At 52.1% G+C, this 22,625-nt stretch carries 23 protein-coding genes and 1 pseudogene; 12 read left to right on the forward strand and 12 right to left on the reverse strand.

The genetic code is table 11. The features are described 5' to 3' along the window. Positions 1 to 368: 368 nt before the first annotated feature. Positions 369 to 935 carry a DUF7437 domain-containing protein gene (locus tag LIW51_RS22045; RefSeq protein ID WP_227377205.1) on the reverse strand — a complete coding sequence of 189 codons (567 nt, stop codon included), beginning with the start codon at positions 933 to 935 and terminating at the stop codon, positions 369 to 371. A 419-nt stretch (positions 936 to 1,354) separates the two neighbouring features. Between LIW51_RS22045 and LIW51_RS39390 the strand changes: the two genes are divergently transcribed. Continuing rightward, the gene (locus LIW51_RS39390; protein WP_227378317.1) at positions 1,355 to 1,534 is read left to right on the forward strand and encodes a MarR family transcriptional regulator; all 180 of its coding nucleotides are present in this window, start codon (positions 1,355 to 1,357) and stop codon (positions 1,532 to 1,534) included. 18 nt (positions 1,535 to 1,552) lie between these two features. On the opposite strand, the gene LIW51_RS22055 is transcribed toward LIW51_RS39390, so the two are convergent. Continuing rightward, positions 1,553 to 1,780, reverse strand: coding sequence for a hypothetical protein (locus LIW51_RS22055; RefSeq protein WP_227377207.1), 228 nt, complete (start codon positions 1,778 to 1,780; stop codon positions 1,553 to 1,555). Positions 1,781 to 2,696: 916 nt separating this feature from the next. Here LIW51_RS22055 and LIW51_RS22060 point away from each other — a divergent pair. After that, the gene (locus LIW51_RS22060) at positions 2,697 to 2,903 is read left to right on the forward strand and encodes a hypothetical protein (RefSeq protein WP_227377209.1); all 207 of its coding nucleotides are present in this window, start codon (positions 2,697 to 2,699) and stop codon (positions 2,901 to 2,903) included. Positions 2,904 to 3,169: 266 nt separating this feature from the next. Here the strand turns inward: LIW51_RS22060 and LIW51_RS22065 are convergent, their stop codons facing one another. Next, a complete protein-coding gene (locus tag LIW51_RS22065) occupies positions 3,170 to 3,409 on the reverse strand; it encodes a hypothetical protein (RefSeq protein WP_227377211.1) in 240 nt (79 codons plus the stop codon). Between the two features lie 206 nt (positions 3,410 to 3,615). On the opposite strand from LIW51_RS22065, the gene LIW51_RS22070 reads away from it, so the two are divergent. The 3 genes from LIW51_RS22070 (at position 3,616) to LIW51_RS22080 (ending at position 7,274) form a co-directional block, all read left to right on the forward strand. Beyond that, positions 3,616 to 3,861, forward strand: coding sequence for a hypothetical protein (locus LIW51_RS22070; RefSeq protein WP_227377213.1), 246 nt, complete (start codon positions 3,616 to 3,618; stop codon positions 3,859 to 3,861). A 156-nt stretch (positions 3,862 to 4,017) separates the two neighbouring features. Continuing rightward, positions 4,018 to 6,036 (forward strand): CocE/NonD family hydrolase, encoded by a 2,019-nt coding sequence (locus tag LIW51_RS22075; RefSeq protein ID WP_227377215.1) that lies wholly within the window; start codon positions 4,018 to 4,020, stop codon positions 6,034 to 6,036. A 371-nt stretch (positions 6,037 to 6,407) separates the two neighbouring features. Next, positions 6,408 to 7,274, forward strand: coding sequence for a glycerophosphodiester phosphodiesterase (locus LIW51_RS22080; RefSeq protein WP_227377217.1), 867 nt, complete (start codon positions 6,408 to 6,410; stop codon positions 7,272 to 7,274). A gap of 41 nt (positions 7,275 to 7,315) precedes the next feature. Here the strand turns inward: LIW51_RS22080 and LIW51_RS22085 are convergent, their stop codons facing one another. The 7 genes from LIW51_RS22085 to LIW51_RS22115 all read right to left on the reverse strand — a co-directional run bounded on the left by LIW51_RS22085 (position 7,316) and on the right by LIW51_RS22115 (position 14,365). Beyond that, the gene (locus LIW51_RS22085) at positions 7,316 to 7,555 is read right to left on the reverse strand and encodes an SWIM zinc finger family protein (RefSeq protein ID WP_227377219.1); all 240 of its coding nucleotides are present in this window, start codon (positions 7,553 to 7,555) and stop codon (positions 7,316 to 7,318) included. A gap of 695 nt (positions 7,556 to 8,250) precedes the next feature. Then, positions 8,251 to 8,901 (reverse strand): HAD family hydrolase, encoded by a 651-nt coding sequence (locus LIW51_RS22090; RefSeq protein WP_227377221.1) that lies wholly within the window; start codon positions 8,899 to 8,901, stop codon positions 8,251 to 8,253. Between the two features lie 126 nt (positions 8,902 to 9,027). Then, positions 9,028 to 9,336 (reverse strand): DdfA family disk-determining factor, encoded by a 309-nt coding sequence (gene ddfA / locus LIW51_RS22095; protein WP_227377223.1) that lies wholly within the window; start codon positions 9,334 to 9,336, stop codon positions 9,028 to 9,030. A 209-nt stretch (positions 9,337 to 9,545) separates the two neighbouring features. Next, positions 9,546 to 9,914, reverse strand: coding sequence for a DUF7344 domain-containing protein (locus LIW51_RS40030; RefSeq protein ID WP_438267381.1), 369 nt, complete (start codon positions 9,912 to 9,914; stop codon positions 9,546 to 9,548). A gap of 79 nt (positions 9,915 to 9,993) precedes the next feature. Next, positions 9,994 to 12,441 (reverse strand): bacterio-opsin activator domain-containing protein, encoded by a 2,448-nt coding sequence (locus LIW51_RS22105; RefSeq protein ID WP_227377227.1) that lies wholly within the window; start codon positions 12,439 to 12,441, stop codon positions 9,994 to 9,996. Between the two features lie 1,159 nt (positions 12,442 to 13,600). After that, complete coding sequence (locus tag LIW51_RS39395) at positions 13,601 to 13,828, reverse strand: alpha/beta hydrolase family protein (RefSeq protein WP_227377229.1); 228 nt, start codon at positions 13,826 to 13,828, stop codon at positions 13,601 to 13,603. 9 nt (positions 13,829 to 13,837) lie between these two features. Further along, the gene (locus LIW51_RS22115) at positions 13,838 to 14,365 is read right to left on the reverse strand and encodes an alpha/beta hydrolase (RefSeq protein ID WP_227377231.1); all 528 of its coding nucleotides are present in this window, start codon (positions 14,363 to 14,365) and stop codon (positions 13,838 to 13,840) included. Between the two features lie 380 nt (positions 14,366 to 14,745). Here LIW51_RS22115 and LIW51_RS39400 point away from each other — a divergent pair. Beyond that, positions 14,746 to 14,865: pseudogene (locus LIW51_RS39400) on the forward strand (type II toxin-antitoxin system RelE family toxin); the annotation flags it as partial. Positions 14,866 to 15,720: 855 nt separating this feature from the next. Here the strand turns inward: LIW51_RS39400 and LIW51_RS22120 are convergent. Continuing rightward, complete coding sequence (locus LIW51_RS22120; protein WP_227377233.1) at positions 15,721 to 15,915, reverse strand: hypothetical protein; 195 nt, start codon at positions 15,913 to 15,915, stop codon at positions 15,721 to 15,723. 265 nt (positions 15,916 to 16,180) lie between these two features. On the opposite strand from LIW51_RS22120, the gene LIW51_RS22125 reads away from it, so the two are divergent. From LIW51_RS22125 to LIW51_RS22150, 6 genes are all read left to right on the forward strand, one after another. After that, on the forward strand, positions 16,181 to 16,318 hold the full coding sequence (locus LIW51_RS22125) for a hypothetical protein (RefSeq protein ID WP_227377234.1): 138 nt from the start codon (positions 16,181 to 16,183) through the stop codon (positions 16,316 to 16,318). 26 nt (positions 16,319 to 16,344) lie between these two features. Next, entirely contained in the window at positions 16,345 to 17,124 is a 780-nt protein-coding gene (locus LIW51_RS22130; protein ID WP_227377235.1) for a hypothetical protein, read from the forward strand. A gap of 418 nt (positions 17,125 to 17,542) precedes the next feature. Continuing rightward, positions 17,543 to 18,121, forward strand: coding sequence for a hypothetical protein (locus LIW51_RS22135; protein ID WP_368411859.1), 579 nt, complete (start codon positions 17,543 to 17,545; stop codon positions 18,119 to 18,121). 150 nt (positions 18,122 to 18,271) lie between these two features. Further along, the gene (locus tag LIW51_RS22140) at positions 18,272 to 18,871 is read left to right on the forward strand and encodes a nucleotidyltransferase domain-containing protein (RefSeq protein WP_227377237.1); all 600 of its coding nucleotides are present in this window, start codon (positions 18,272 to 18,274) and stop codon (positions 18,869 to 18,871) included. Then, complete coding sequence (locus LIW51_RS22145; protein WP_227377239.1) at positions 18,868 to 19,353, forward strand: DUF8154 family protein; 486 nt, start codon at positions 18,868 to 18,870, stop codon at positions 19,351 to 19,353. Before LIW51_RS22140 ends, LIW51_RS22145 begins: the two co-directional genes overlap by 4 nt. A 483-nt stretch (positions 19,354 to 19,836) precedes the next feature. Further along, positions 19,837 to 20,688, forward strand: coding sequence for a type I glutamate--ammonia ligase (locus tag LIW51_RS22150; protein ID WP_227377241.1), 852 nt, complete (start codon positions 19,837 to 19,839; stop codon positions 20,686 to 20,688). 300 nt (positions 20,689 to 20,988) lie between these two features. On the opposite strand, the gene LIW51_RS22155 is transcribed toward LIW51_RS22150, so the two are convergent. Beyond that, the gene (locus LIW51_RS22155) at positions 20,989 to 21,978 is read right to left on the reverse strand and encodes a bile acid:sodium symporter family protein (RefSeq protein ID WP_227377243.1); all 990 of its coding nucleotides are present in this window, start codon (positions 21,976 to 21,978) and stop codon (positions 20,989 to 20,991) included. Between the last annotated feature and the right edge of the window lie 647 nt (positions 21,979 to 22,625).

The following is a 22,625-nucleotide window of genomic DNA, read 5'->3' on the forward strand; positions in this document are numbered from 1 at the left end:
GGAGGCGAGTTTGTCTAGGAGCGCAAGCCAGCAAATGTCCTTGCGGTCATGGAACCGCTTAAACTCTACATAACGAGCGAGATTGCGGAGGAGCTTGGGTGGCCACATCGGACGGCGTATGAGGGCGCCTGATTCTATGTAACCACCCTGCATCTTGGGCTGCTCGCAATCGATTGCGCTGATAGGTGTACGCGTTGGGACTCTCACCAGCTCTGCAACGACCTGTTCGGAGACTGTGACGGTGAGGTTTCGCTGACGAACAAATCATTCGAATACTTGGCATTTCTCGTTCGACGGCTCACCCATCGCAAATAGAACGCTACTGTCGATGATCGCAGCGCTGTCGCTCGGAATCTCCGCCCCTACCATTATTCGGCTCGCTCTAGATAGGGATCATAGTCAGCCGCCTCCTCGATGACATCCTGTAACGCAGTGAAGACGGTCATTCCCTCGACGGGGTGAACACCGAGTTTAGATGCAGCAGTCCGTTGTGTGAGTTCGCCATTCAACACTCGGAGCGTATAGTGGAGTGCAGCGGCCAGTTTGGCAATGCCTTGCCGGTCGACGAACACGCGGATATCCTCCGTATCGTGCTGGCGGCCAATTGCGTCAATGAGTGTTGGTGTTGCAGTCACGACGCCATGATCGGTCTCGATTTGCAGGCGAATCGGCTCCACAGTGACCATCGCTGGTGTCTCGTCGTCGTGGCGAGACAGAACACCCATCTCTTCGAGTTGCCCGATGTATTTGTAGGTCGTCGAATGCGCCATGTCGAGATCCGTTTTGATCGTCTCGATTGCGACTGGCCCGTTTTGGAGTATGTAAATGTACAGACGGGCCAGTTGGGGGGTATTTAGGAGTTCAGCGTAGGTGAGGAGATCATTGAATGTCTCCTCGTGGTTGGGGGTCGTCGAGATTCGGTCGTCCGTCGACATCACAATACATGTTCTATGGATAGTGTATTAACTCTTATCCTGCGGTGTGGACGGAATCAAAAGCAGACTACTTCAATTAGTGGCCACTGCATGGTTCCCCAGGATTTTTTGATACCACAAAGAGTGTACATTACTACCAATGAGTTTCATGAGCAAACTCAAAGAGCTCTTCACGACGAAGAGTGGTACGCGATTTGAATGCCAGATATGTCGTGAAACCTTCGATACCGCAGAAGGAGTGTGTCCGGAGTGTGGTGGCCAAGTCACAAAACAGGATCAACTGTCGTCAGACAAGCGACCTGGTCGCTGATGATGTTTGCGTTTGCTGTTGGAGGGCAGTCAATTCACCGTGCGTCTAGTTACAAACCGACCCGTACACACATCATGGGCGGTATACAGAGGAGACGACTGATGAGGATATTCTTAGTGCAATCAGGGAGTCAGAATTTCCGGCGGTGACCGCTCGGTGGGTGGCGGACACGCTTGGGATTGAGCGGCCGTCCGCGCATCGACAGCTTGAAGAGTTACATGAGGATGGTGTAGTGGAGCGTGGGAAATTAAGTCCACGAGTTGTCAGCTGGTGGATCCCTGAGGGATAGGTACAATAGGTACCTCAGTTAATCACGACGGATCCAAAGATATTCGAACCAGAAGAGTTCCCAGTGTTCGTTATCGATACCGTGGAGGGACGCCACTTCTGCGGGCTCCCAGTCCATCGCGTTCCCGGATTCTAAGTCGGTGGTGCGAATACCGACTAGAGTGGCGTCACTCCAGACGAGAAATACAGAGTTCCGGATAGCGAGGAAGAACAGCCTGTCCGTGCGTTCGTTGCGAGTACGTGCCAAGTGAGAACGGCCCGATGATGGATTTGTTAGCGTGTGTGCTGTCGCAGTCGTCCGCTGTGACGCTAGTGTCGACTGGCTTCGGACTCGGTTGACTGCGGGTGTCGCAGCGGGGCTGTCCGGACATGGGTTCACAACAGCGCCCGTGAGTGGGAAACTGGCGGTGGCTCTCGTGACCGAGGGTGAGTCACCGATCGATATGTCGGATTTCAGTCTCAATTGATTCGACGTCTTCTGAAGTATCCTCGGTGGTCTTGGGACGGTTGGAAATGAATTTTGTTGAAAACACCAGCAATACGCAGCGAGTAGGCCGAACGGAGTTACGTTCTAACTGGAGGCGGCGGTGATCGACCCTTCGGATCAAGGATGCGCTGGATAATGCCATCAATGTCTGGGGGAGGCACCTCCTCGGGTTCGTCTGACGGGTAGTGTGGAACTGGCATGAGTTTTCACTCTTACTAGTAGTACACCACCAATCATAATAATTGTTTACTATTGCGAGATAGGTTTTGAGCGAGTCGCTTATCGCCTCAATCGAAACTACATAAATAGCATTGGACCTCAAAAGTGCAAAAAGCGGAGTGAGAATAATTCAGGAGCACAACGAGAGTCTGCTGTTCAGCAATGGGAGTGTGCGTTAGTTACCGTATCAGAAATTGAGAGAAGAACGGAACTTAGTTCGGTAGTTCCATACGTTCCGTTTTCACACACTTCCAGCACGGGAAGCCACCGAGGCCATCGCAGTCACAGTCTTCTGGTTCGGCATCGACTTCGTCCTCCGACGGGAATGCGTCGAGCGGCAGCGCTACATCGATGCGATCCGCCCGACGGATAAAGCCATCCTGAGCGGCAATCAGAACAGTTCGACGAAACCACCAGTGATACTGGATGCGTCGAACCAGTCCTCCAGCGCCTAAGGATGGTACTGAAACTCGCCATCGTAGCAGCGTTACTCGTGGCACTCCTGTACGTGTACGCGATATACATCATGCCCCAGTTGATCCAGTGGGCGCGGGAGAACCGGGAGGCCAAACAGGCGCTACGGGAACGGGAACTGGAACGCGACGAGCGGTTGGTCGAGGTTGCCGATCAGGAGTATCACGATTCGAGACACTCACAATATTAGGTGTTAGCCTGCTAGCAATCTAGCTTTTTTCTTTCGACCGTGCATACCGGCAGCCATGACTATGCCACCGGGCTATCTCCCGCCCGCTGAACGCGCGTTACAGGATACGATCGGCCACCTTGAGCAGTCACCGCATTTTCCCGCAGACCGCCTTCTTGTCGGCCAGTAAACAGCGCCAGTATCAGGCAATCATCCTGCATTCTATGTATGGCGTTGTAGGATTATAAAAAAGATCGCCGATTCACTCAATATCAGCGGGACTGGTGTTAGCAGTCTTTCGTCGTCGTGGTCGTCGTCTCGTCCGACTTGGAAGAATCGTCCTCGGAGGTGGTAGTTGTGGTCGTCGTGTCTTCGGTCGTAGTCGTCGTCTCCTCGGTCGTCGTTTCTTCGGTGGTCGTGGTTTCCTCCGACGTAGTAGTTTCCTCCGACGAGGTAGTGATTGTGGTGGTTGCTTGCTCGTCGCTGCGACACACCACGTTTCCGTCGGAGTCGAGGAGCGCAATCACGTCGCTACCATCGTTGTCGATGACGTGGCTGTCGTAGTCGAACCTCAGGCGGACGTCGTGTTCGGTGGTGGCGGGGTCGACATCGACGGCGCCGGTGGCGATCGTATAGTATTCGCCGGGCGAGACGATCGTGCCGTATTCGATACGGTCGGGTTTTTCTCTCCACCCGGAATACGCTTTCGCTGATTATAGTCGGGGTTTTGATAGTGGAATGCAACGATGTGGTCTTTGAGATCGTAGTCTTTCTCACCGTTGTTTACAAAGACGACATATTCAAGCTCCGTGTTCACTTCTTGAACGTCGAACTTGGGCGCGTGGCTGTCCCAATCACTGTCGATGCGCCAAGTCCCCCGGCCGCAAGGAGGCCAATACCGCTTAGAATGGTTCGTCGTGTTGCCATACTCTTCTACACTTATTCACTAACGGTAAATATTTTCTCATTGATTACTTGACCGAGTAATCCAAAGTAGTTGAAAATACTACCGCGTCCCCCTCGACGTGGCGGGAACCGCCTCGTATAACTGTTGTTTGAGGATGTGTGGGTGAGTCAAAACTGAGCCTGTAAGAATCGGTGGATTGATGAAAGTAGCTGCCATTTCGATCCTATCATGACTTCCCACGACTCCCTTGGCGAAATTCGACGCCACACGGCTCTTGAAATCCCCGTACAGTCAGAAACCGTTGCAGCGACCCGATATGAACCGCTCAGCAGCGATGCGCCCTCACCAGCCCTGTTGATGTACGTTCCGTATCATCAGGACGATCTCATCACCTACGGTGCTTACGACCCCTTGTGTCTGTATTTTGCCAAACATGGCTACGAGGTCATCGTCGCTGACATGCTCGGGACGGGTAGTTCAAGCGGGTTTATCGACGAACCATTCACTCGACGTGAGGGGATTGAACCGGCCGCCATCGTCGAGTGGCTCGCTGAACAGCCTTGGACTACTGGTCGAATCGGTCTTTTTGGGAAATCCTACGGCGGTATCACAGCGCTGGATGCTGCGGCCCAGCAGCCGGACGACTTGGACGCGATCGTCCCTATTCATACCCCATATCAGGGATGGCGGAACGCATACTCCTACGGCGGCCTGTTCGAGTTTCTCACCATTGGGATGGATTGGCTAACTTTGATGCAAGCTCTCCAGGCAAAACCCGCGAGTATCCGTGATTCAGATGGTGATTGGCTCAATCGTTGGCAGAATCGATTAGAAGGGTCACGCGATCAAACACCATGGCTGTTCCAATTCATAGACAACGATCCCCACGAATCATACTGGGAGGACAAGAACATTCCCGTCGAGCGTATCGAAACCCCGACGCTCGCGATTGGTGGCTGGCGTGACCCATACACACAGGATACGTTGGAGTACTTCGAGGCCATCGACGCACCGAAGCGACTTCTGCTCGGTCCCTGGCGTCATCAGATGCCTCATCGGGGTCGTGAGAGTGCTATCGACTTCCGTCAGCAGGCACTCGAGTGGTTCGACCGCTTCCTGCGTGATGAAGAAAACGGTGTGATGGACGAACCGACCATTTCTTACTGGACCGAGTTCGACGGTGGCGGGAGTTCGGCCGGTCAATGGCGCGGCCGGAAGACGTGGCCGACAGTCTGTAATGAGAATTCAACTAATCCACCATCTGACGGCGAGACAATCTATGACAAGACAGATGAGTTTGTGACGTTTGCACTCACACCGACAGGGCTCTCGTCGCCGAACGAATACGAGATCGGTGAAGTTGATGCCGAGTACACGTTTGATCCTACTGTCGGACCTTCCTCGATCGATCCCTACGGAGTATCATTCGAACCGCCAGCAACGAACGATGACGACGTACGGTCGTTAACATTCGAGACAGATCCGCTAGATAACCCGATCGAACTCACTGGAACTGGCGAAGTGACGCTCCGACTCGAAGCCAGCGTTCCCGACCCAACCATTGTCATTCGGCTCATCGATTTGTCGCCGGATTCACGTGGCACACTCGTTTCCCACGGCGCTGTGCGGGGAAAATACCGGAAGGGCCTCGATTACCCGGATGAAATGGAACCGGGGACTGAATACTATGTGACCGTTCCATTTGATCCCAAGTCCCATGTCTTCGAGGAAGGGCATTCGATCCGCGTTGCCGTCGGATCGTCTTATTTCCCCGTCTCCCTTCCAACCCCACACCAGGGGTCGTTTATCGTTCGTTCCACACCTGTTGATCCTGCTACTGTGCGGTTCCCTGGGCGTAGAATGAACAGTGTGGATTTTGATGATTCAGTAGATATGGCCCCACCCGATGAAAGTGTACCGACAAGCGCTGAAAATGCAAATGGCAGCTCCTCGTGGACCACCAGTCGTGAGCGGGTCTCTGATTGTGTCCAGACGTCCAAACGCCACTCGTTGGACGTCGATCTTCCTCACGGTCGATTTTCCCGGGAAGCAACTTTTGAGGCATCGGTTATGGCAGACGATCCATCAACCGCAGCTGCTCAGAACGAGATGACGCTAGGAATTACGACTAATTTCGGCGAATTCGAGATTGTTGCCAGTAACTACATTTCTGACAATCTCTGTCAGCTTGAGACCACTGTTGAACTCGATGGCGACACGATGTTCGAGGAGACGTGGCGTCAATAATGATTCTGTAAACAACCCTTGATGGTACGTTTCAGTCGATCCATTGAGATACAAGGTACAAATAAACAAGTTACTACGGGTGCGCGAATGGCTAGCGAATCGACTCCTCGAGATGGGTGACGTCCGGCTCTCGTTTACGACGCCGAACGGACACGAGACGGTCGTCATGCTTTCATTGAAAAATATTTAGTAGATCATCTGATGATACGTATATGTTAGCTCCGCTGTGATCGAACTGCCATCGTCTTGCTCGCATAATATATACTTGCTTTCTTATTGCGTGAATATTACAACGTATAATTCCGTACTCTTAGTTACAAATTCATAATTTGATACAAATACTTATTACGGATTGATTCTTAACTTAACCGATGGAACGATATCATAAACAAGTTATGAACCGGATTTCGCGACGAAATGTAGTTGGAACCATTGGTATGGCACTTGGTGTCTCAGTGTTGAGCGGTACGGGGACAGCACGAGAGAAACAGAACATTACCCAAAGAGCACAAGATAAGTTCCATATAACGGCACATCGCGGGTTCAGAGACGTATTTCCGCAAAATACGATCGCCGCTGTCGAGGGTGCATCGCGCTTAGGAACAGACCGGATTGAAATCGATGTGGAAGCAACAAGTGATGGTGAAATTGTTGTTTTTCACGATGCGGCACTTGATAATCTCACAGATGAGGAAGGCCTCGTTGAGGAAACCCCCTCTGAAATAGTATTGCAAGCAGAAGTTCTCGAGTCCGGAGAGACAATCCCAACGCTCGCTGAAACACTTGATGCAACTAGATCGAGTGTTATGATGAATATTGAATTCAAAGATCCGGGTCCCCTTTCCTGGAAAGAATTTGCCGAACGAACACTACCCATTGCATCGCGATACCCGGGGGAGTACTATGTGTCTTCGTTTGACTCGGACGCGCTCAGAGCAGTTCAAGATGTAGATCCCAACGTCGATGTGGCGCCAATTTTCGGAAGTAATAAAGAAGAAAATTTGGAAATTGCTCGCGAACTCAATGCGAAAGCAGTCAATCCATCAACCGGAGTTCTTGATCGTGATCTTGTAGAAACCGCTCACGAGGAAGGTCGAGAAGTGAATGTGTGGACGATCGATAGTTGGAGAGAGGCACAAAAACCACTTGAGCTGGGCGTAGATGGATTGATCGCAGACTATCCGCATATGGCTACCTTCGCCACTAACAATACGCATCCCAACCCACCGAATCAGTAAAAAATATCAGACTAGTTGAGCGACAAGGGAAGAGGATTGTATTAATCCGACAGTTCTTTACGCCCTATTCTCACGTACGGCCAGCACGGGAAGTCATCGAGGCCGTCACAGACACAGTCTTCTGGCTCGGCATCGTCTTCGTCCTCCGAAGGGAACGCGTCAAGCGTCCGGTCATCAGTCGTGTTTTCGACGGCGGCCATGTGTTTGCAGTAGGCGTTGCGGTGGAGGTGGTGCGGACACGTACAGGCCATCAGTTCGTCGGTCACGTCGTCGATGGACACAACGTACTGATGGTCTGCGGGATTCTCGTAACTTTTGTTGGTGACTTCAACTATTCAAGGGGCATCAACGTCGAAGGAGAAGTGTTCGGACTGTGCGCGTTTGTGTGCCGTCTCGTCAGTTTCAATGTCTACGGATGGTTTTGTACTTAGGGTCTTCTGGACCTCATTCACAAAGACCGGTACCGGGTGTTGGCGCACCCGGCACATTTCACCATGTCCGAGGGCACCGTCTCCTCGCCAAGTGTTATTTATGTACACAAATATAATCTCTGTAATACTACTAGGGTACCAACCGTCTAGAGAGGATCGATGAGAGTCTGACATTACTAAAAACCGATTAGGTGAGACAGGAGTATTTAGCTCGGCATTTTCTCGGATCCCCGGTCAAGTTTCCCCGAGAAGCCTGGAAGACAGGACAAAAAACATCGGGGTGAGACTTCGACGGTGTGAGAACGCTACGATAATCGTCAAATTGGATAGACGTGACGTGGACACGCGGTTTGGTTGCGGCTGAACCGCGTTCCTCACGTTCCTGATACACTCTTACTCAGTCACAACTAAGGAAGACCCCCATTTTGTTTCAGTAGTAGTATAGTGGTATTTTACAGCTAGACCGTAGTTTCGTACGCAATGCCAGTCACAACGAGTGTGACTCATCAAAGAGAGAAAGGGAATCACCGAACGAGAAGAGAAAACTACGAAAGAAGTTCGAGGATCGTTTGCTGAAGCTCGTCCGGAGAGTTAGCGACATAATCAGTATGGTCGGTCGCCTGCACAGTAGTTCCCTGACAAAATCGGATGACAGTACAGCCTGCTCGTGCGGCTGATCGGACACCGTTGACAGAGTCTTCAATAACAAGGCAGGTGGAGGAAGAAATGGTGAGATCGGCGGCTGTATGCTCATAAATGAAGGGTTTTGGCTTGCCTGGTAGATCGATGTGTTCAGCGCTCACCATGACATCGACTGGTGCCAAATCAAATCGCTCAATGACTGTTTCAATCCAATCCGATGGTGCTGACGAGACAATTCCAACGTTGATCCCTCGATCACGAAGTGTCTCAAAGAAGTCCGGCATTCCAGGTGTAATCGACACTCGCTCGCCATATACTGTCTCAGCAGCTATTTCGAACTGACGCACATAGCGCTCAGCTCCTCCCGGAAGACCATGTGTGGCTGCAAGCTCCTTGAGACTCTCACGGAAATTGCGGCCAGTAACATCCTCCAGACTTGGATCACCGGTTTCTGCATGGGTAAATACTTGGTCACGCCAGAACTGCTGCCAAAACGGTTCCGAGTCAACAAGTACCCCATCCATATCAAAGAGGACGGCCTGAAATTGGGCCATATACTAAAACTTCGATGCTTACTATATGCCGATTGCGGCTGCATAAACAACCGACACGAAAACCGAGTGTATGATCAATCTTGTGCCGAGTAGAACGACGGTACCATCTTATTATCGCCAAGAGAGTTACTGCGACGTGGTCTCCAGTGGTTCGAGATCAACTGTCCTGTCACTGGAGACCGTTACGTGGTAGCCACAATACGAAAACGATACGTGGCCATCTGCTCGTGAAGTGCCATCAATCAAGGGGGTGAACAGGCTGTTGAGCGCATCGGGGTTGATGGACTGGTAGATGGGTTCCAAGTCGTCTGGTGATCGGTCTTCGTGCGCGGCAACTGCCTCAATAACCAGTGTGCTTAATTGGGTAGCATCCAGCGGTGGGTTGAGAGCTGTTTGAGATGCTGTTTCTCCCAGCGTTGGGTTGCGGTCTGGCATGACGAATCTTGGGCAGAGAAGCACCTTCACTTCTATTAGTTTCTCGTGTCGACACGGCCGAATAGATGAGCTACATTTTCGCCAATTACTCTGCAATCATCACCTGAAAATGAATACATTAGAATCATAAAACATAGTCTCTTCCTCGTTATCAATTCGAAGTATCTCAGTACTAAGAGAATGCTCAAGGGACAGAATAGTATTGGTCGTTACACTGGAATTTTGGCTGATTTTGCACAGGCTACAAGCCGTTCGATTTCACTTCCATCTCGATAGCGAACGGTCTCGCTTCGTTCGTTGTACTCAAGAATGCCATGGCTCTCCAGTTTGGGAAGATGACTGTGGCGGAGTTGTATTCTGAGTTGGTCAGTATCCCCGGCTGCACGTGCGTCGAACTGCGTGCGAAGATGCCTGACGAGTTCGTCAACGGTAGCAACCGCTTGTGGTTGCTCATGAAAGTGATAGAGAATGTGGCGGCGGTACTCGTTGCTCAGCAGGTCGAAAATGGCATCGTGACTTAGTGTCGGTGTATTCGGATCGTCCACAGCTGGTGTATCTGGACGCTCGCTGCTGGTCATATTGGGTTCCGCTTGTAGTCCAGCACCAACAAGTAGTTGGGCTCAGTATTGAGGTAGACATGACGGAGAGCGTTGATGGTTAGTGCCGACGTGACTTCCTGTCGGGAGAAAAGATAGAGGTGAGTAGTTTCTGCAGTGCAGACTGCATATGCTGGTGGAACGTCGGAGACGCGATATCGAGCGTATTTGCGAGCGTTTCACCGGTACTGTCGCGCGGATAGCCGAAGTACCCGCTATGGAAGCCCATCTTCAGAATTTCGAGCTGGCGGTCAGTGAGCGTCGTCTCGAGCTCGTTCAGAAAGCTGGTTCGAGAGTGGACTGGCCGCGTCCGCTGTCGCTTGGCATAGAGTGATGCATTTGGATAGATGGTTTGGACGGCTTCAACGAACGATCGAATGTTGACGTCGGCCGGTACTTCGATCGTGAGCGTCCCCACCCCGTGAGATGCTATCCCACTTCGGATGTACGCTCCCCGTTCGATGAGCAACTGCGAAGCCGTTTCGGTGCCCTGAAACACGAACTCAAAGGAACTGTTGGACTCCGTCTCGGCGATCAATCGTGCCCGATCGACTCTCGGTGCTTCCCATGCTCGCTCAAGGAGTTGATCAGGGGTCACATCAGTGGCGGAGACGTAGAATAGTAACGTTCCGTCCGACGATGGAACAACGCCGTCAAGGGTGATTGTACACTCCAGTTCGTCAGAAACAGTGAAGAAGAAGGCGTCGCTCTCAGTGAGCGAAAATTCGAGTTCCAGAACCTGATCCGTATGGAGGAGCTTCCGACTCTCGGCAGCGTTGATCGCGTGGCCAATCGTTTCACCTAACTCTGCAAAGATTGCCTGTTCGCGCTCTCCGACCAGTGCTGATTGTGACGCGTACACGACCAGTACACCGTAGGTCGTGTCACCGTAGCTGAGTGGAATACAGGCGGCAGCCTGATACTTACGTGCCAATGCGTCTTCTCGCACGCCTTCGGGGAAAGTTTCACTCGTCGAGATATCTTCCACGACAGTGAGAGTACCGGTTTCGAGCGTTGATGCCGCCGCTCCTTGTTCCGTTGCGGGCGCTGCGGCATCGACTGCTTGAAGATATTGATCGTCAATCCCGGCTGCAGTTCGGAGGTTCAGCCCTTGTTCCACGGTTGAGAGATCGGCGATGAGCGCCCCGAGATAGCCGTCTGAGCCGGCGAACCGCTCACAGACTGTCCGTTCGATCTCCTCGCGTGACGGTGCAGCGATGAGCGTTTGGTTGATATCGCGGATGATCGCGTTGAGGCGGTTCAGGGTTTCTAGCTCATCCCGTTGACGAGCTACGGCGTGTTCACGCTCGGCACGTGTCAATGCGGCTTCCGTGTTCGCAGCGAGGACGCGCATGAGGTCGTAGTCGAGGCGATCGAAGTCGCGAACCGAGGTCGATGCCGTGATGAAGACGCCGTGGTCACCGAGTGAGGTGATAATTGCACTTCGAATCGGCGTCTCCTGCGTCTGGTGGTTCTCAATCTCTTGTAAGTCGGGAATCGCTCGTGATTCACCGGTCTCGAAGACGTCCCAGACAAGCGAATTCTCGGAGGTGATCGTCGGGGGAGAACCGTCGAATACGGTGTACGCTGCTTCAGACATGGCGACCGGTTCAAGTGCCGTTTCGTTTTCTGCGTGGAGGTGTAGGCCGGTGATCGACAACTCTAGTACCTCGGTTGCCGTTCGCATCGCTTCGGTGCAGATCTCCTGACGGGATGAGGTCGTGAGCATCCGTTGGGTTGTCGTATGTAACGTTTGGAGCGCGTCCTCACGTCGTTTTTGATCGCTGATATCGCGGAAGATGCCTTGAATCACGCGGCGATCCTGGAGCGTGGTGACATTGGCGTTGATGGCGACCGGAATGTGCTGCCCGTCAGCATCAACGATGCTCAAATCCTTGTTTTGTTCAAACAACCCGCCGCGTTGTCCGTGGCTCTGAAAGAGTTGTCCGTACCGTTCAGCATGCTCCGATGGATGCAGGTCGGTTTGATGCATCCCTTCGATCTCGGTCGTCGGTTTTCCGAGAAGTTCAGCGGCGGCCTGGTTCGCTTCTTGGATGATGCCTGTTTCGGCATCGGCGACGAAAATCGCATCCGGGGCTGCTTCGACGAGCGTCTGATACTTCTCAGTCGCTGCTTCCAATCGCTCACGCTGTCGCTTCTGCTCCGAGATATCTCGGAGTATCGCCGTAAAGAGGCGCTGGTCACGGTATGTATGTTCCCGAAGCGAGAAGGATAGCGGGACTTCGGTACCGTCCTTGCGACACCCAATGCGCTCAATTTCAGTGTGTTCAACTGCCGTCGCGGCGTCGTGCATATGCTGATGCAATTCGGCGAGATAATTGTCACAATACTGCTCTGGGAAAAGGTCGTCAACTGATCGACCGACGAGCTCATCGACTTCATAGCCGAAGATGTCGCCTGCTGCTTCGTTTGCAAAGCAAATCTTTGCCGTATCATCGAGGGTGAGAAATCCGTCAAGTGCGTCGTGAACGAGCTGTTTGAAAAACATGTCTTCGGAAGATGGCTCGGTGTACTCGTGAAAAAGGGGATGCGAGTCGTCTGAGCTAGATGATGTGGGCATAAGTATTGTGGGTCTTGAAGCCACAGTACTGAATACGTTTTTCACAAACATCAGGCAGGATCCTCCGTGAATCGGACATGGCTGGGCAACGTCTATCGCAGAACCCCCTCTTCTGTACACCTTGATTAATACGATACACTCTGACCTGGCGACCGCGCCAACCCCAAATCAGCTGCCCGCTCCAGTGCTGCCACACTCCGCGTCGATTGCGAATAGTCCTCCCGTTGCTTCGAAACACGATTCGTGATCACCAACTCATTCGGATCGACCGCCCCACGCTCAAGCCGATCAACCCACGACCGCAATTCTTCACAGACCGCTTCCGGATCACGATGCTCATCCACTGCTCGAATAAGCTCTTTCTGCGCTTCGTCGATATACGCAGGCGAACTTCGCTGCCAACACTCAGTCCCCCGATACTCGTACTCATCCTCACCAGCGACCTTTCCGAAGTACTTCCAACGTCGTGAATGATTCACCCGAACCGAACTTACTCGGTTAGGCGTATTCGATCGCTACATCACCGAGATCATAGAAGGTTCCCCCGTGAAGCGTCCTTAGAAACAATCAGGGATCATTCAGAAGAGTGGAGTAGGGCAATAGACTTCAAGCAAACTCTTTGAATGAATAATAACACCAATCTAATCACTCATTCGATAGAACGTCATCGAGCCAGTCGAACGTACGCTGGTGGAAGAGTGTCCGAGCATGCATCTCACAGTGGTTGTCAGCCCCTTCAGCGGCAGTAAACTGTATCAGTTCTTTCGGACACTCGAGAGCGTCGTACAGTTGGTCAGCGAATGCAGCCAGAGGATCGTTTTCAGCCTGTGTGATGAGCGTGGGACACTGAATCTGGCCAGCACGATCTGTCAGAGAATACTCTGGCATAGCTTGGAGGTATTCCAGAATCGAACCCATGTACCCACAGACCGCGTTGCTTGAATGTCCAGGTTAGCTCTGGCGATGACTCGACTGCCTCAAACAACGGCTGCAAAGCATCTGGATCAACATCGGGCAACTCGTCAGCCGCTTCTTGGGCCATCCCAAATTTGGTAGCTATCACTCGGATCGCCGTAATCATATCCCCCTAACCGGGGTCAGCAATGCATGCTGCCAGCCGGTGCTCGCCCGAGGCCGCCCGTGGGGCGAGATACCCTCCAAAGCTCCACCCAATAAGTGCAATCTGATCAGGATCAACTTCTGATCGGGAACGGGCACAGTCGACGACTGGTGTAACGACATGTTCCCAATCAGGACGCATGAAGAGATCTTGCTTAATGAGCGGTCGTCCTTGTCCTGGGCCGTCAAACGTCAAGCAATTGTATTATCGGCGAATAGCAGCGACGGCGTGAGCGAAATGCATTTCTTGGATCGTCGAATCGTACCCATTCGTGGCGATTACTGTCGGACGAGGATATTCAGAGTCATCTACTCGGTAGAAATAGCCCGGCAATGTTGTGTCCTCGTATGGAATTTCTACTGGTTCGACCCGTGGGTCAAACAGCGCAGCAGCGTGTTCGAACGCATCGGTTTCTTTTTCGAACGTCTCAATGAGACGTTGGTCTGTGGGTGTCCCGTAGAGGAACGGATACGCCGTGCGGTAGTAATTCGAGGCACGGAGATACGCTTCACGGGCGCTGACCGCATGGCCGCCTCTTTTGCTATCGTCAGCGATTGCAGAGACTCGGTCTCCGGTTTTGACCCACTCCTCGTACCAACTCTCACGATCACCGTCCGTAATCCGTTCGGCGGTCGTGAGACATTCACCGAAGTCAGCACCTCCATACACAGAGTACAATAGCGCTCGTTGGGTCCATTCTTCGAACATGGGATTGTTAAACTCGATTTCCATACTCTTTCCCCAAGATTTCGCCGACTCAGGACAAGAGGCCCCAAGCCATCCAAATAGGCTTGACCACCGCACCCCACTCAAGTCATCTACTAATGGTCACATAGGGACGTATACGTTGTGACATAAACACTGGTATAAATAGTGAAGAAATTGACCGTTAGTTAGCTACTCTGTGGTTTCTCCCTTCAGTTCTAGAGATTATAACGGTTCCAAGGACGCTTCTACGGTGAGTTGCAAAACAATGGGATAACCGTTGGTCTCGACGATTGTTTGATTGCAGCGACTGCGATCGAAGTCGAAGAACCAGTAGTGACTCGCAATATCGATTACTTCGACCGCATTGACGGTGTCCTCATCAAGGAATATTAGCACTGTTTTGACCATTCGAGAAACTGCATGTTGGGCAATATGGTCTCGCGTGTGTTCTCGATCAGCAGAGACGGCTTCTGGAAGTACATCGCATCGAACACCGAAGCGGAGCGTACACAGCAGATGATTAACACATGGGGTGAATAGCGAGAGGGATGCGTCGAGCAACTCTCCCCTTGGCGAGTGAATTACAGAAAAAATTCCCACATACTGTGATTGGACAGAATAGCCATCACGGTAGCTTGCTTTGGGAAGCCGATCATTTCCATCCTATCATATTGAGCACCTACTTTATGACTTGTGTTTCGTCCTATCTATATTAGCCGGTTTGCAAATACGAATGAGTTATTCTGTGCAATGAATTCGGGCGTCTGAGCCGATTTCCGCCCTCTATTTTAATATAGTATGAGTAACAAGATACGGGCGATTAGCAATAACTGCGGTATTCGGTGGTAAGAGAACTCAACGCAGTGCATATATCTCGCAAATAATCCGAAAGCATTTGCATATAACAAATAACGGCTAGAGATCACCCTTCCGCTATTATATGCAAATCTAACGCCGTTATATCACCCTCTGTACCTCGAAAATCGTCCAAAGGAAAGGGGAGGTACAGAGTGTGAATAGAGCATATGTACTAGTCGGATTACCACGAAACCAAGAGGATGCTGAAATCATGGGAATGTCAGTACTACGAGACCGAAATGAGCCGAGAAAATAGACAGAATCGTAGCACCGTCAAAGGAGGGCTGTAGAGGTTCGCTGATAGCCACGAGTTTGACTGTCCGTATAAAACAACGATGAAGAGAAGTCTTGCTATCGGGATAAGGGATCCTATTCGGCAGAATTATTTAGTATGTCATAAAACAAGGATTTTAACAACATCACTGCACTCTCATTTCCTAATGTTGCTCATTCATTCTTGATAACGACACCAATCTACCTCCACGACTGATCATGATAGCGGTGTGACGGTGAGGGGGTTTTTATCCCCACACCCAATCGGTGAACCACAGAGCGGCACCAATGAGCAGCAGAATCACACCGGTCACCGACGTAATGGGCTCGGGAAACACGAACAGGATGGTGCCCAATACGATGAGCAGCGTTGCCAACCCCTCTTCAGAGTAGCTCTGTGTGAACTTCTTGACCGTTTGTTTGGTGGAGTTTTCCTGAGCCATACAAGTAAAGTATGGAGCGTCACTTTAATGAGAAGTGTGCTTTATTTGGCAACTCCTTTTTCTGATGTGGTTAGAAGGCTTCACTCAGTAGCGATAGAACATTTATATTCCGTCTTGGTCACAGTGCGCTATATGACGCTCATAGTTTGAGACGTTAATGGCTACTCTGGCGTCATAATATTGTGAATAAATCGGTAATGTTCTTCGACAGCACAGCACGCCCCACAGTAGGCCACCTACCACTGCCAGTTAGCTCGACGCGCGCATGACTATCAGCGAGCACACCCCCAGTAACACGACCGTCCGGTGTATCGGGTCACTCACCACCATCGCCAATATTCTCCGCCTCTCCACGCCAGACGGCGACATTGCGGCCCCCGTGGAGGTGCATGCCAATGAGTAACACCACCATGTCCGGAGCGTCTGGACGTGCTCGACAAGGTCGTTGATCGAGACGTCGTTGGTGAGCACGTCCAGACGCTCACCAACCGTATTAATGACCCTGAGCAGGAAGTTACCGAGAAAGACCAGCGGATCAACGAATTTGAACAGCGAGTCGGTGAGCTCAAGAACTATCGCGAGGACGCGGCAAAAGCGTGTGCTCAGGATCGACAGCAACTCAGTAGACTCGCAGACACGACCGAGACCATGCAAGCGGACATTGACGAGCTCATCGACGCTGAAGAGAAGAATGCCCGAATTCGGGCGTCGGTGTCTCGACTGATCAATCTCGTTCGTGACTATGAGACTGAGGAAAGCGTTGACGACGATTCACCCAATCTCGTCGCGGAAGCATCCAATGCAGGGAAGCAACTTTTCGAAACGGTACAGCGTTCGGAGCAGAATATCGAACTGGTCAACTTCCGCGAGAAGCGCGCAGAAAGTCAGCAGGTAGAGGATAAGTACCTCAATGTCCTTGAACATGCCAAGAAGGTCGCCAAGACGAATGACGTGATGGTCGCACGCCTTGATTACCGTGAAGTCGCCACGCACTATGGCTGTGCGTACAAGAACGACGGCTATCGGTTGATGGAGGAGATGGGCGACCGTGTGCCCGGCGTGAGCTACAAGGAGTCACGGACGCAGTCCGTGGACGACGCGATGGATGTCGGCGGGCATCACATCGAAATCATGTTCGGGCATCCCGACCTCGCAGGATGGATGCGGGCACACCAAGCCAACTCGGAGATCACAAACGGAGGTCGGTGATTATAGCGTTGTAATCACGGGGGTTCGGAGAACCCCTACATGGGCGGCACCACCACCCGAGATTCACACCGCACTACCGGTGAACCATGGTGGTACTAGTGTGTTGGCTACAGTGGAGTGCGTCTGTTTCTGCGTCATTTTCTGCGAAATGGAGGGGGTCGCTCTCGCGATCCCCCTCTATTACAACGGTGTAATCGATTGGTCCATATCTCGTCGGCGTCCATTGAGCGGAACCCCCCGAGCGTGTGGCTGCGTAAACCGCGTTTTCGAACTGGTGAATTTGAGGGACACGCTCACTTTCGTCAACAGTCATTCCACCACCCAAATAGCAAAGATACTACACACGAATGATTCCGGTACAATGCCCTCACTACTTTAGCGACTCCTCGGCAGTGGCACACCAGATGAGCAAGTCGATCTGGAATCACGACAAAACAAGGCGGATGAAGCGCTCCACGATGCAGTCGAGCGTGGTGGCTACGCCGTTGACGACTGTGGTATAACGGGCATCGCGGTTGTCAACGAAGGACCTGACGGAGAACCAATCGTCGTGCCAATCGCTCGGTTTTCTCTCGGAGAGGATGTCGAAAATCCTGACCAAGATCTTGTGTGGGATCTCGTCGGCGAAGCTGCACTCGCGATGCAGGGCCCCTTTGATGATGTCTTCGTCCGTCACTATGATAACCAATTCACGTTTGATGGCGACAAGCTCTTTGAGGCCGAGGAGTGTCGACGCGTTCTTCTAACGGACGAACTTGTCGACCGATACGCAACTGATGCCGGCTTTACGCTCGCGGATCTGCGCGATGCTGTGTTCGATGCCCACGACATCGACGATGAAATCGCTCCAGTTGCCTGGGGCGAGTGTACAAACTATAGCCGGACGAACAATGCAGCGATCATCGTTGCCGGGACGGCCGCTGCAGCGGGTGCAAGCGCGAGTGCAGCGAGCTGTGCCGGAGCTGGAGCGGCTGGCGGTGCAGGCGGCACGTGCTGACTGGATTGCTCGCTGACCTGCCCACAGGAGATACCAGGTAGCAGAAACACAATCGATATATGAGGCGTAAACGTTTATACCACACATAACAGTATGCGTGTAGAGTTACGCCTTCCATTGCCAGACGAACAGATTTTCAGGTATGAAGCGATGGATGATATCCTGGAAATCACCGCTCAAAATCCGACGAGTGAATTCTCAAATCGTGATCTCCAGACGCTCACCGGATTCGGCGGCCCGAGTGTCTCGAAAGCACTCACACTACTTGCCGCCCTCGGGTTGATCACTCGTCGCGACGTTGGGAGGAAGACCCTCTATCAGATCAATGACGAACACCTGCATGAAGCCGACAACCCGTTACTAGAAATCCCACAAGCAACCTTCCGGCAACCTCTCGAACGATTCAGAGATCGGGTTACCGAGGAGCTCTCATCGATTGCCGGCATCGTTTGCTTTGGCAGTGTCGCACGAGGTGAGGCAGATCGCGTCAGCGATATCGATCTGTTCGTATTGACTGATGGAGACGATGAACTCGTAGTCACACGGCGAGCAATCTCGAAGATCAAATCGGATCTCGAAGCGCAGCCAATCGACGAACAGCGATATGAATTCGAAATTTTCGTCGAATCACCAAATAGTGCCCGCCGACGAGGCGCAGATCTCCAACCGATTTTGCAAGAAGGAGTCGAACTCTACGCGACAGGCACACTCCAGAACGTCAAGCAGGATATCTTTGGAGCAAGCGAATGACTTCAAAAGAGATCGAGAATGCACTCGCCGATGCTGAAGATGCATTCCAACGCTCACCCGATAATCCAGAAACGGGATTGGAATTCGTGACCGATCCGACCATCCTCCAACTGCGGAAGGCCTGTCGATTGCTCGACGCTGCCCATTTTCTGATCGATCGCAATGGCCACTACACGGTGATTATCGAAGCATCGTTCGTGGCGATCGAGCGCTCAATCCAATTTTACGTGGAAGCAAGTGGATACGATATTCCTAGACAATCACATACCGAAGTGTACGAGTACGGAATACAGGCAGGACTCTTCTCGGAGGATATCGCAGATCGTCTCGAAGCACTCTGGCAGGAAAATCGATCAGAATCGTACTACCGCACAGGTATTGCAGGTGAGTACCGTGTCCAAACAATCTATCAACTTGCGACGAACCTCCATAAGGAAGTCGTCAATCTCACCCGAACCAGAGATTGTCTGTGTAGCGACTGACCGAAAGCACCACCAACCACAGCAAAAATCTCCCGTGTGAGTAGCATATCGGCCGACAATGGCAACAAGGAAAGAGAAGGAACACAGCAGTTAAATCGAACTTTATCCGGACGATGCCAAGCTCGACTCAGTATACTGTCTTAACTTCTTTTTGAGGTCCGATTCGCGCCATCCCAACGGTGATAGTACACTCGCCGCAGCACGAATCAACAACTCCCGATAGAACTCGGTATCATACTCAGTTGGCCCTTAGTGTATTCTGGGTACTTGCTGTCAACGCGAATGTAGTACTTCCCCAAATTGCTATTCACAGTTACCGATAGATGTCGATCTATTATCATATTTGGTCCAGAATCCGTCTCTCTCGTCCTTAGATGGTGTTTTGCTATTCTCGAATAATCATCGATGAATATGTTCCTGACTGTAGCAATAATGTCGTTCGTTGGTGTTCTATCTTAGGGGTGCTATGCCCCCAAATCAGAAGTGATCAAAACATGCACAAGTAATGACGTTGAGCTCGTCCGGCTCTTCTGGGTCGACAACGCGGGCGTCGAGCGGGGACGAGTCGTTAATGCAGCCACTATTGAAAGTATTTTCACTAATGGTGCGAACATCGCACAGGCTCAGCAGGCATTTACAGACAGCGACTATCCGACGGAGGAAGCACCACTAAGCCGTGTCGGAGAGGTTAGACTTATTCCCGACCCCGAGACGTTTCGCCTGCTCCCATATGTAAATCGTGGCGCTGCGATGATGTGTGATCTCTACAGTCTTGATCAGACGCCATGGGAGATCGATCCACGATCTCAGCTCCATACTTTTCTTGACACCTTCGAGTATCAGTCGCACGCCGCTTTCGAACCCGAGTGGTATCTCGTCCGTGAAACGGAAGACGGGTTCGAACCCTTCGATCAAAGTGGCTGTTATACGGCCGATGGAATACAAAGTGCGCACGAGATTATCCTCGAAATCGTCGATGGGCTTGCTGCCCAGAGCATGGAGATGTCGGTTTATTACCCCGAATACAGCCCTGGCCAGCAGGAAATCGCAATCAAACGTAGCGAGGGCCTCACGCCAGCTGACAACCAGACGTTCTACAAACAGACAGTGAAAGCAGTGGCCAGGAATCACGACCTGCGAGCGACATTCTCTCCAAAACCGTTTCCGGAGCACGCAGGGAGTGGCAGTCATCTCCATCTCTCACTCTGGAATCCAGAGTTCGATGTGCCGACGACGGTCGCGGAGTTTGGAAGCAACCTCTACGCGGTGAACGCACGATTCGGAACCGACAATCCGGAGAGCGCGGAGTACGACGACATCCGCGTCTCGAAGTAAAATCCTATTGAAAGCGATGTCCACTTCCTCAACAAACCATTCCGATTTGGACGCTCTTTTCCGCACGGTCAGGTGCTATCGTCCGACCGTCAGCACCGTCCAGTCAACGAGAGGGAACAACGACGAGAGACAGTCACCCGTCCGGCAGAAGCGGCCTCGAAGGTTCCACCGCGTTAGAATTTACGTCCTGCACTTCGACGATTTTGGCCTGTGAGATGAATCGCTCACCGCCTCCTGTGCGGATTAGGACTTCCGAATCCCACGTTCGGAATCAACTATCCTCGATATTCTTGCAGTAGTTCAATCATCTGCGTGTATCGCGGGAGACGATGACTGCGCTGCGGATTGCTCATCGCGAACAAAGTAGGAGGCCAAGGCAGGCCCGCTGACGTTATGCCAGATACTGAATAATGCTGGCGGCAGGGCCGCAGCAGGAGAGAAAAAGGAGGTGGCAAGCGCCACAGCGAGGCCGCTGTTCTGCAAGCCAACCTCGAACGCACAGGTACGAACGCGGTCTTCAGACATTCCAGTCAATCGACCGACGCCATAGCCAGTGCCGAGGCCAATCGTGTTGTGCGCCACGACTGCGACGACAGCAGTTGCACCAGCAGTAAGAATCGTCGCTTTGCTAAGGCCGACGACGGCCGCGACGATTGCAACAATTGCAATAACACTCACTGCCGGGAAGACGTCAAGGCCTGCTTCAGCGACTTCAGGTGCCTTCCGATCAAGGATATAACGGAGTGCGAAGCCAGCGACAACGGGAATGAGCACTACCTGCACGATGCTCGTGAAGAGCTGCGCGAACGTCACATTCAGCTGTTCGCCAGCGAGGAAGACGACCCATGCGGGCATGACGATCGGTGCTGCGATCGTCGTCACGGTGGTGATCGCCACGGAGAGTGCGACATCGCCATCGCCGAGGTATGTCATTACGTTCGACGCGGTACCACCAGGTGCGGCACCAACAAGGACGACGCCCAAGACAAGTTCGGGAGGAAGCGAGAGTGCGACGGTGATGGCGTATGCCGCCATCGGCATGACAACCCACTGTGTGACAGCACCGATGCACACGTCGCGTGGTCGTTCGACGAGTCGATGGAAGTCAACAGGTTGCAGTGTCAACCCCATTCCAAGCATGATGATGCCGAGCAGTGGTGTGATATACGGGCTGATCCACGTGAACGCCGTGGGGGCAGTAAGAGCAAGCCCAGAGAACACGAGCACCCAGACGACAAAGTAGCGATTTGCGACAGCGCTTAGACGCCGTGCAGCATCAAGCATTCTCATTGTCCCCACCCGTCGATCCACAGTCGCTGTAACTGTACCATGCACATATGCATATCAAATCTCGTTTTTATGTCTATCGGTAATGTAGTTCGTAGCAATACTGACCGCTATATCGGACACCGTCTATACGAAAAAGGCCCAGAAAGCAATTACGCAATATCCAAGAGTATCTTCGGAGTTGACCTCCTTGGCCACTGGGGAGGAGCCCTGCCTCTGTAGCCAGTGAAGATATTATTGAAGCTTGTTTTGAATAGCTTCCAGCAGCGATTAATGCGGTCAAGAGCAGGATGACTCCGTCTCCGAACTCAATTTGAGACTATCCATCGCGACTCCAGTCGTGGGCTTCCACTCTATACTTCTGTGAATGGGAAACCGCAACGCCCCAGTTGTGGTGAGTCTCCCTACCCGGATTGTGACGCTGAGTTTTGTCGACTGGGGCGTGCTGGATGACAGGTTCTCGCAGCGGTTGGTGACGGCTCGCTTTTGTTCAGTGGGTGTACCTCACATCCCGCTGACGGCGAGGCAGCCAGGATGCGGAGGCCAGGTCGGTGACACCGACCCAGATAGACCAAGAGTATATTACGAAAAAACCATTCTGACCAATCTCTCAAAACGCGGTTGCAGCTGACTAGATGGGTGAAATATAA

It is taken from the genome of Haladaptatus halobius (assembly GCF_020618475.1).
Taxonomy (GTDB): domain Archaea; phylum Halobacteriota; class Halobacteria; order Halobacteriales; family Haladaptataceae; genus Haladaptatus; species Haladaptatus halobius.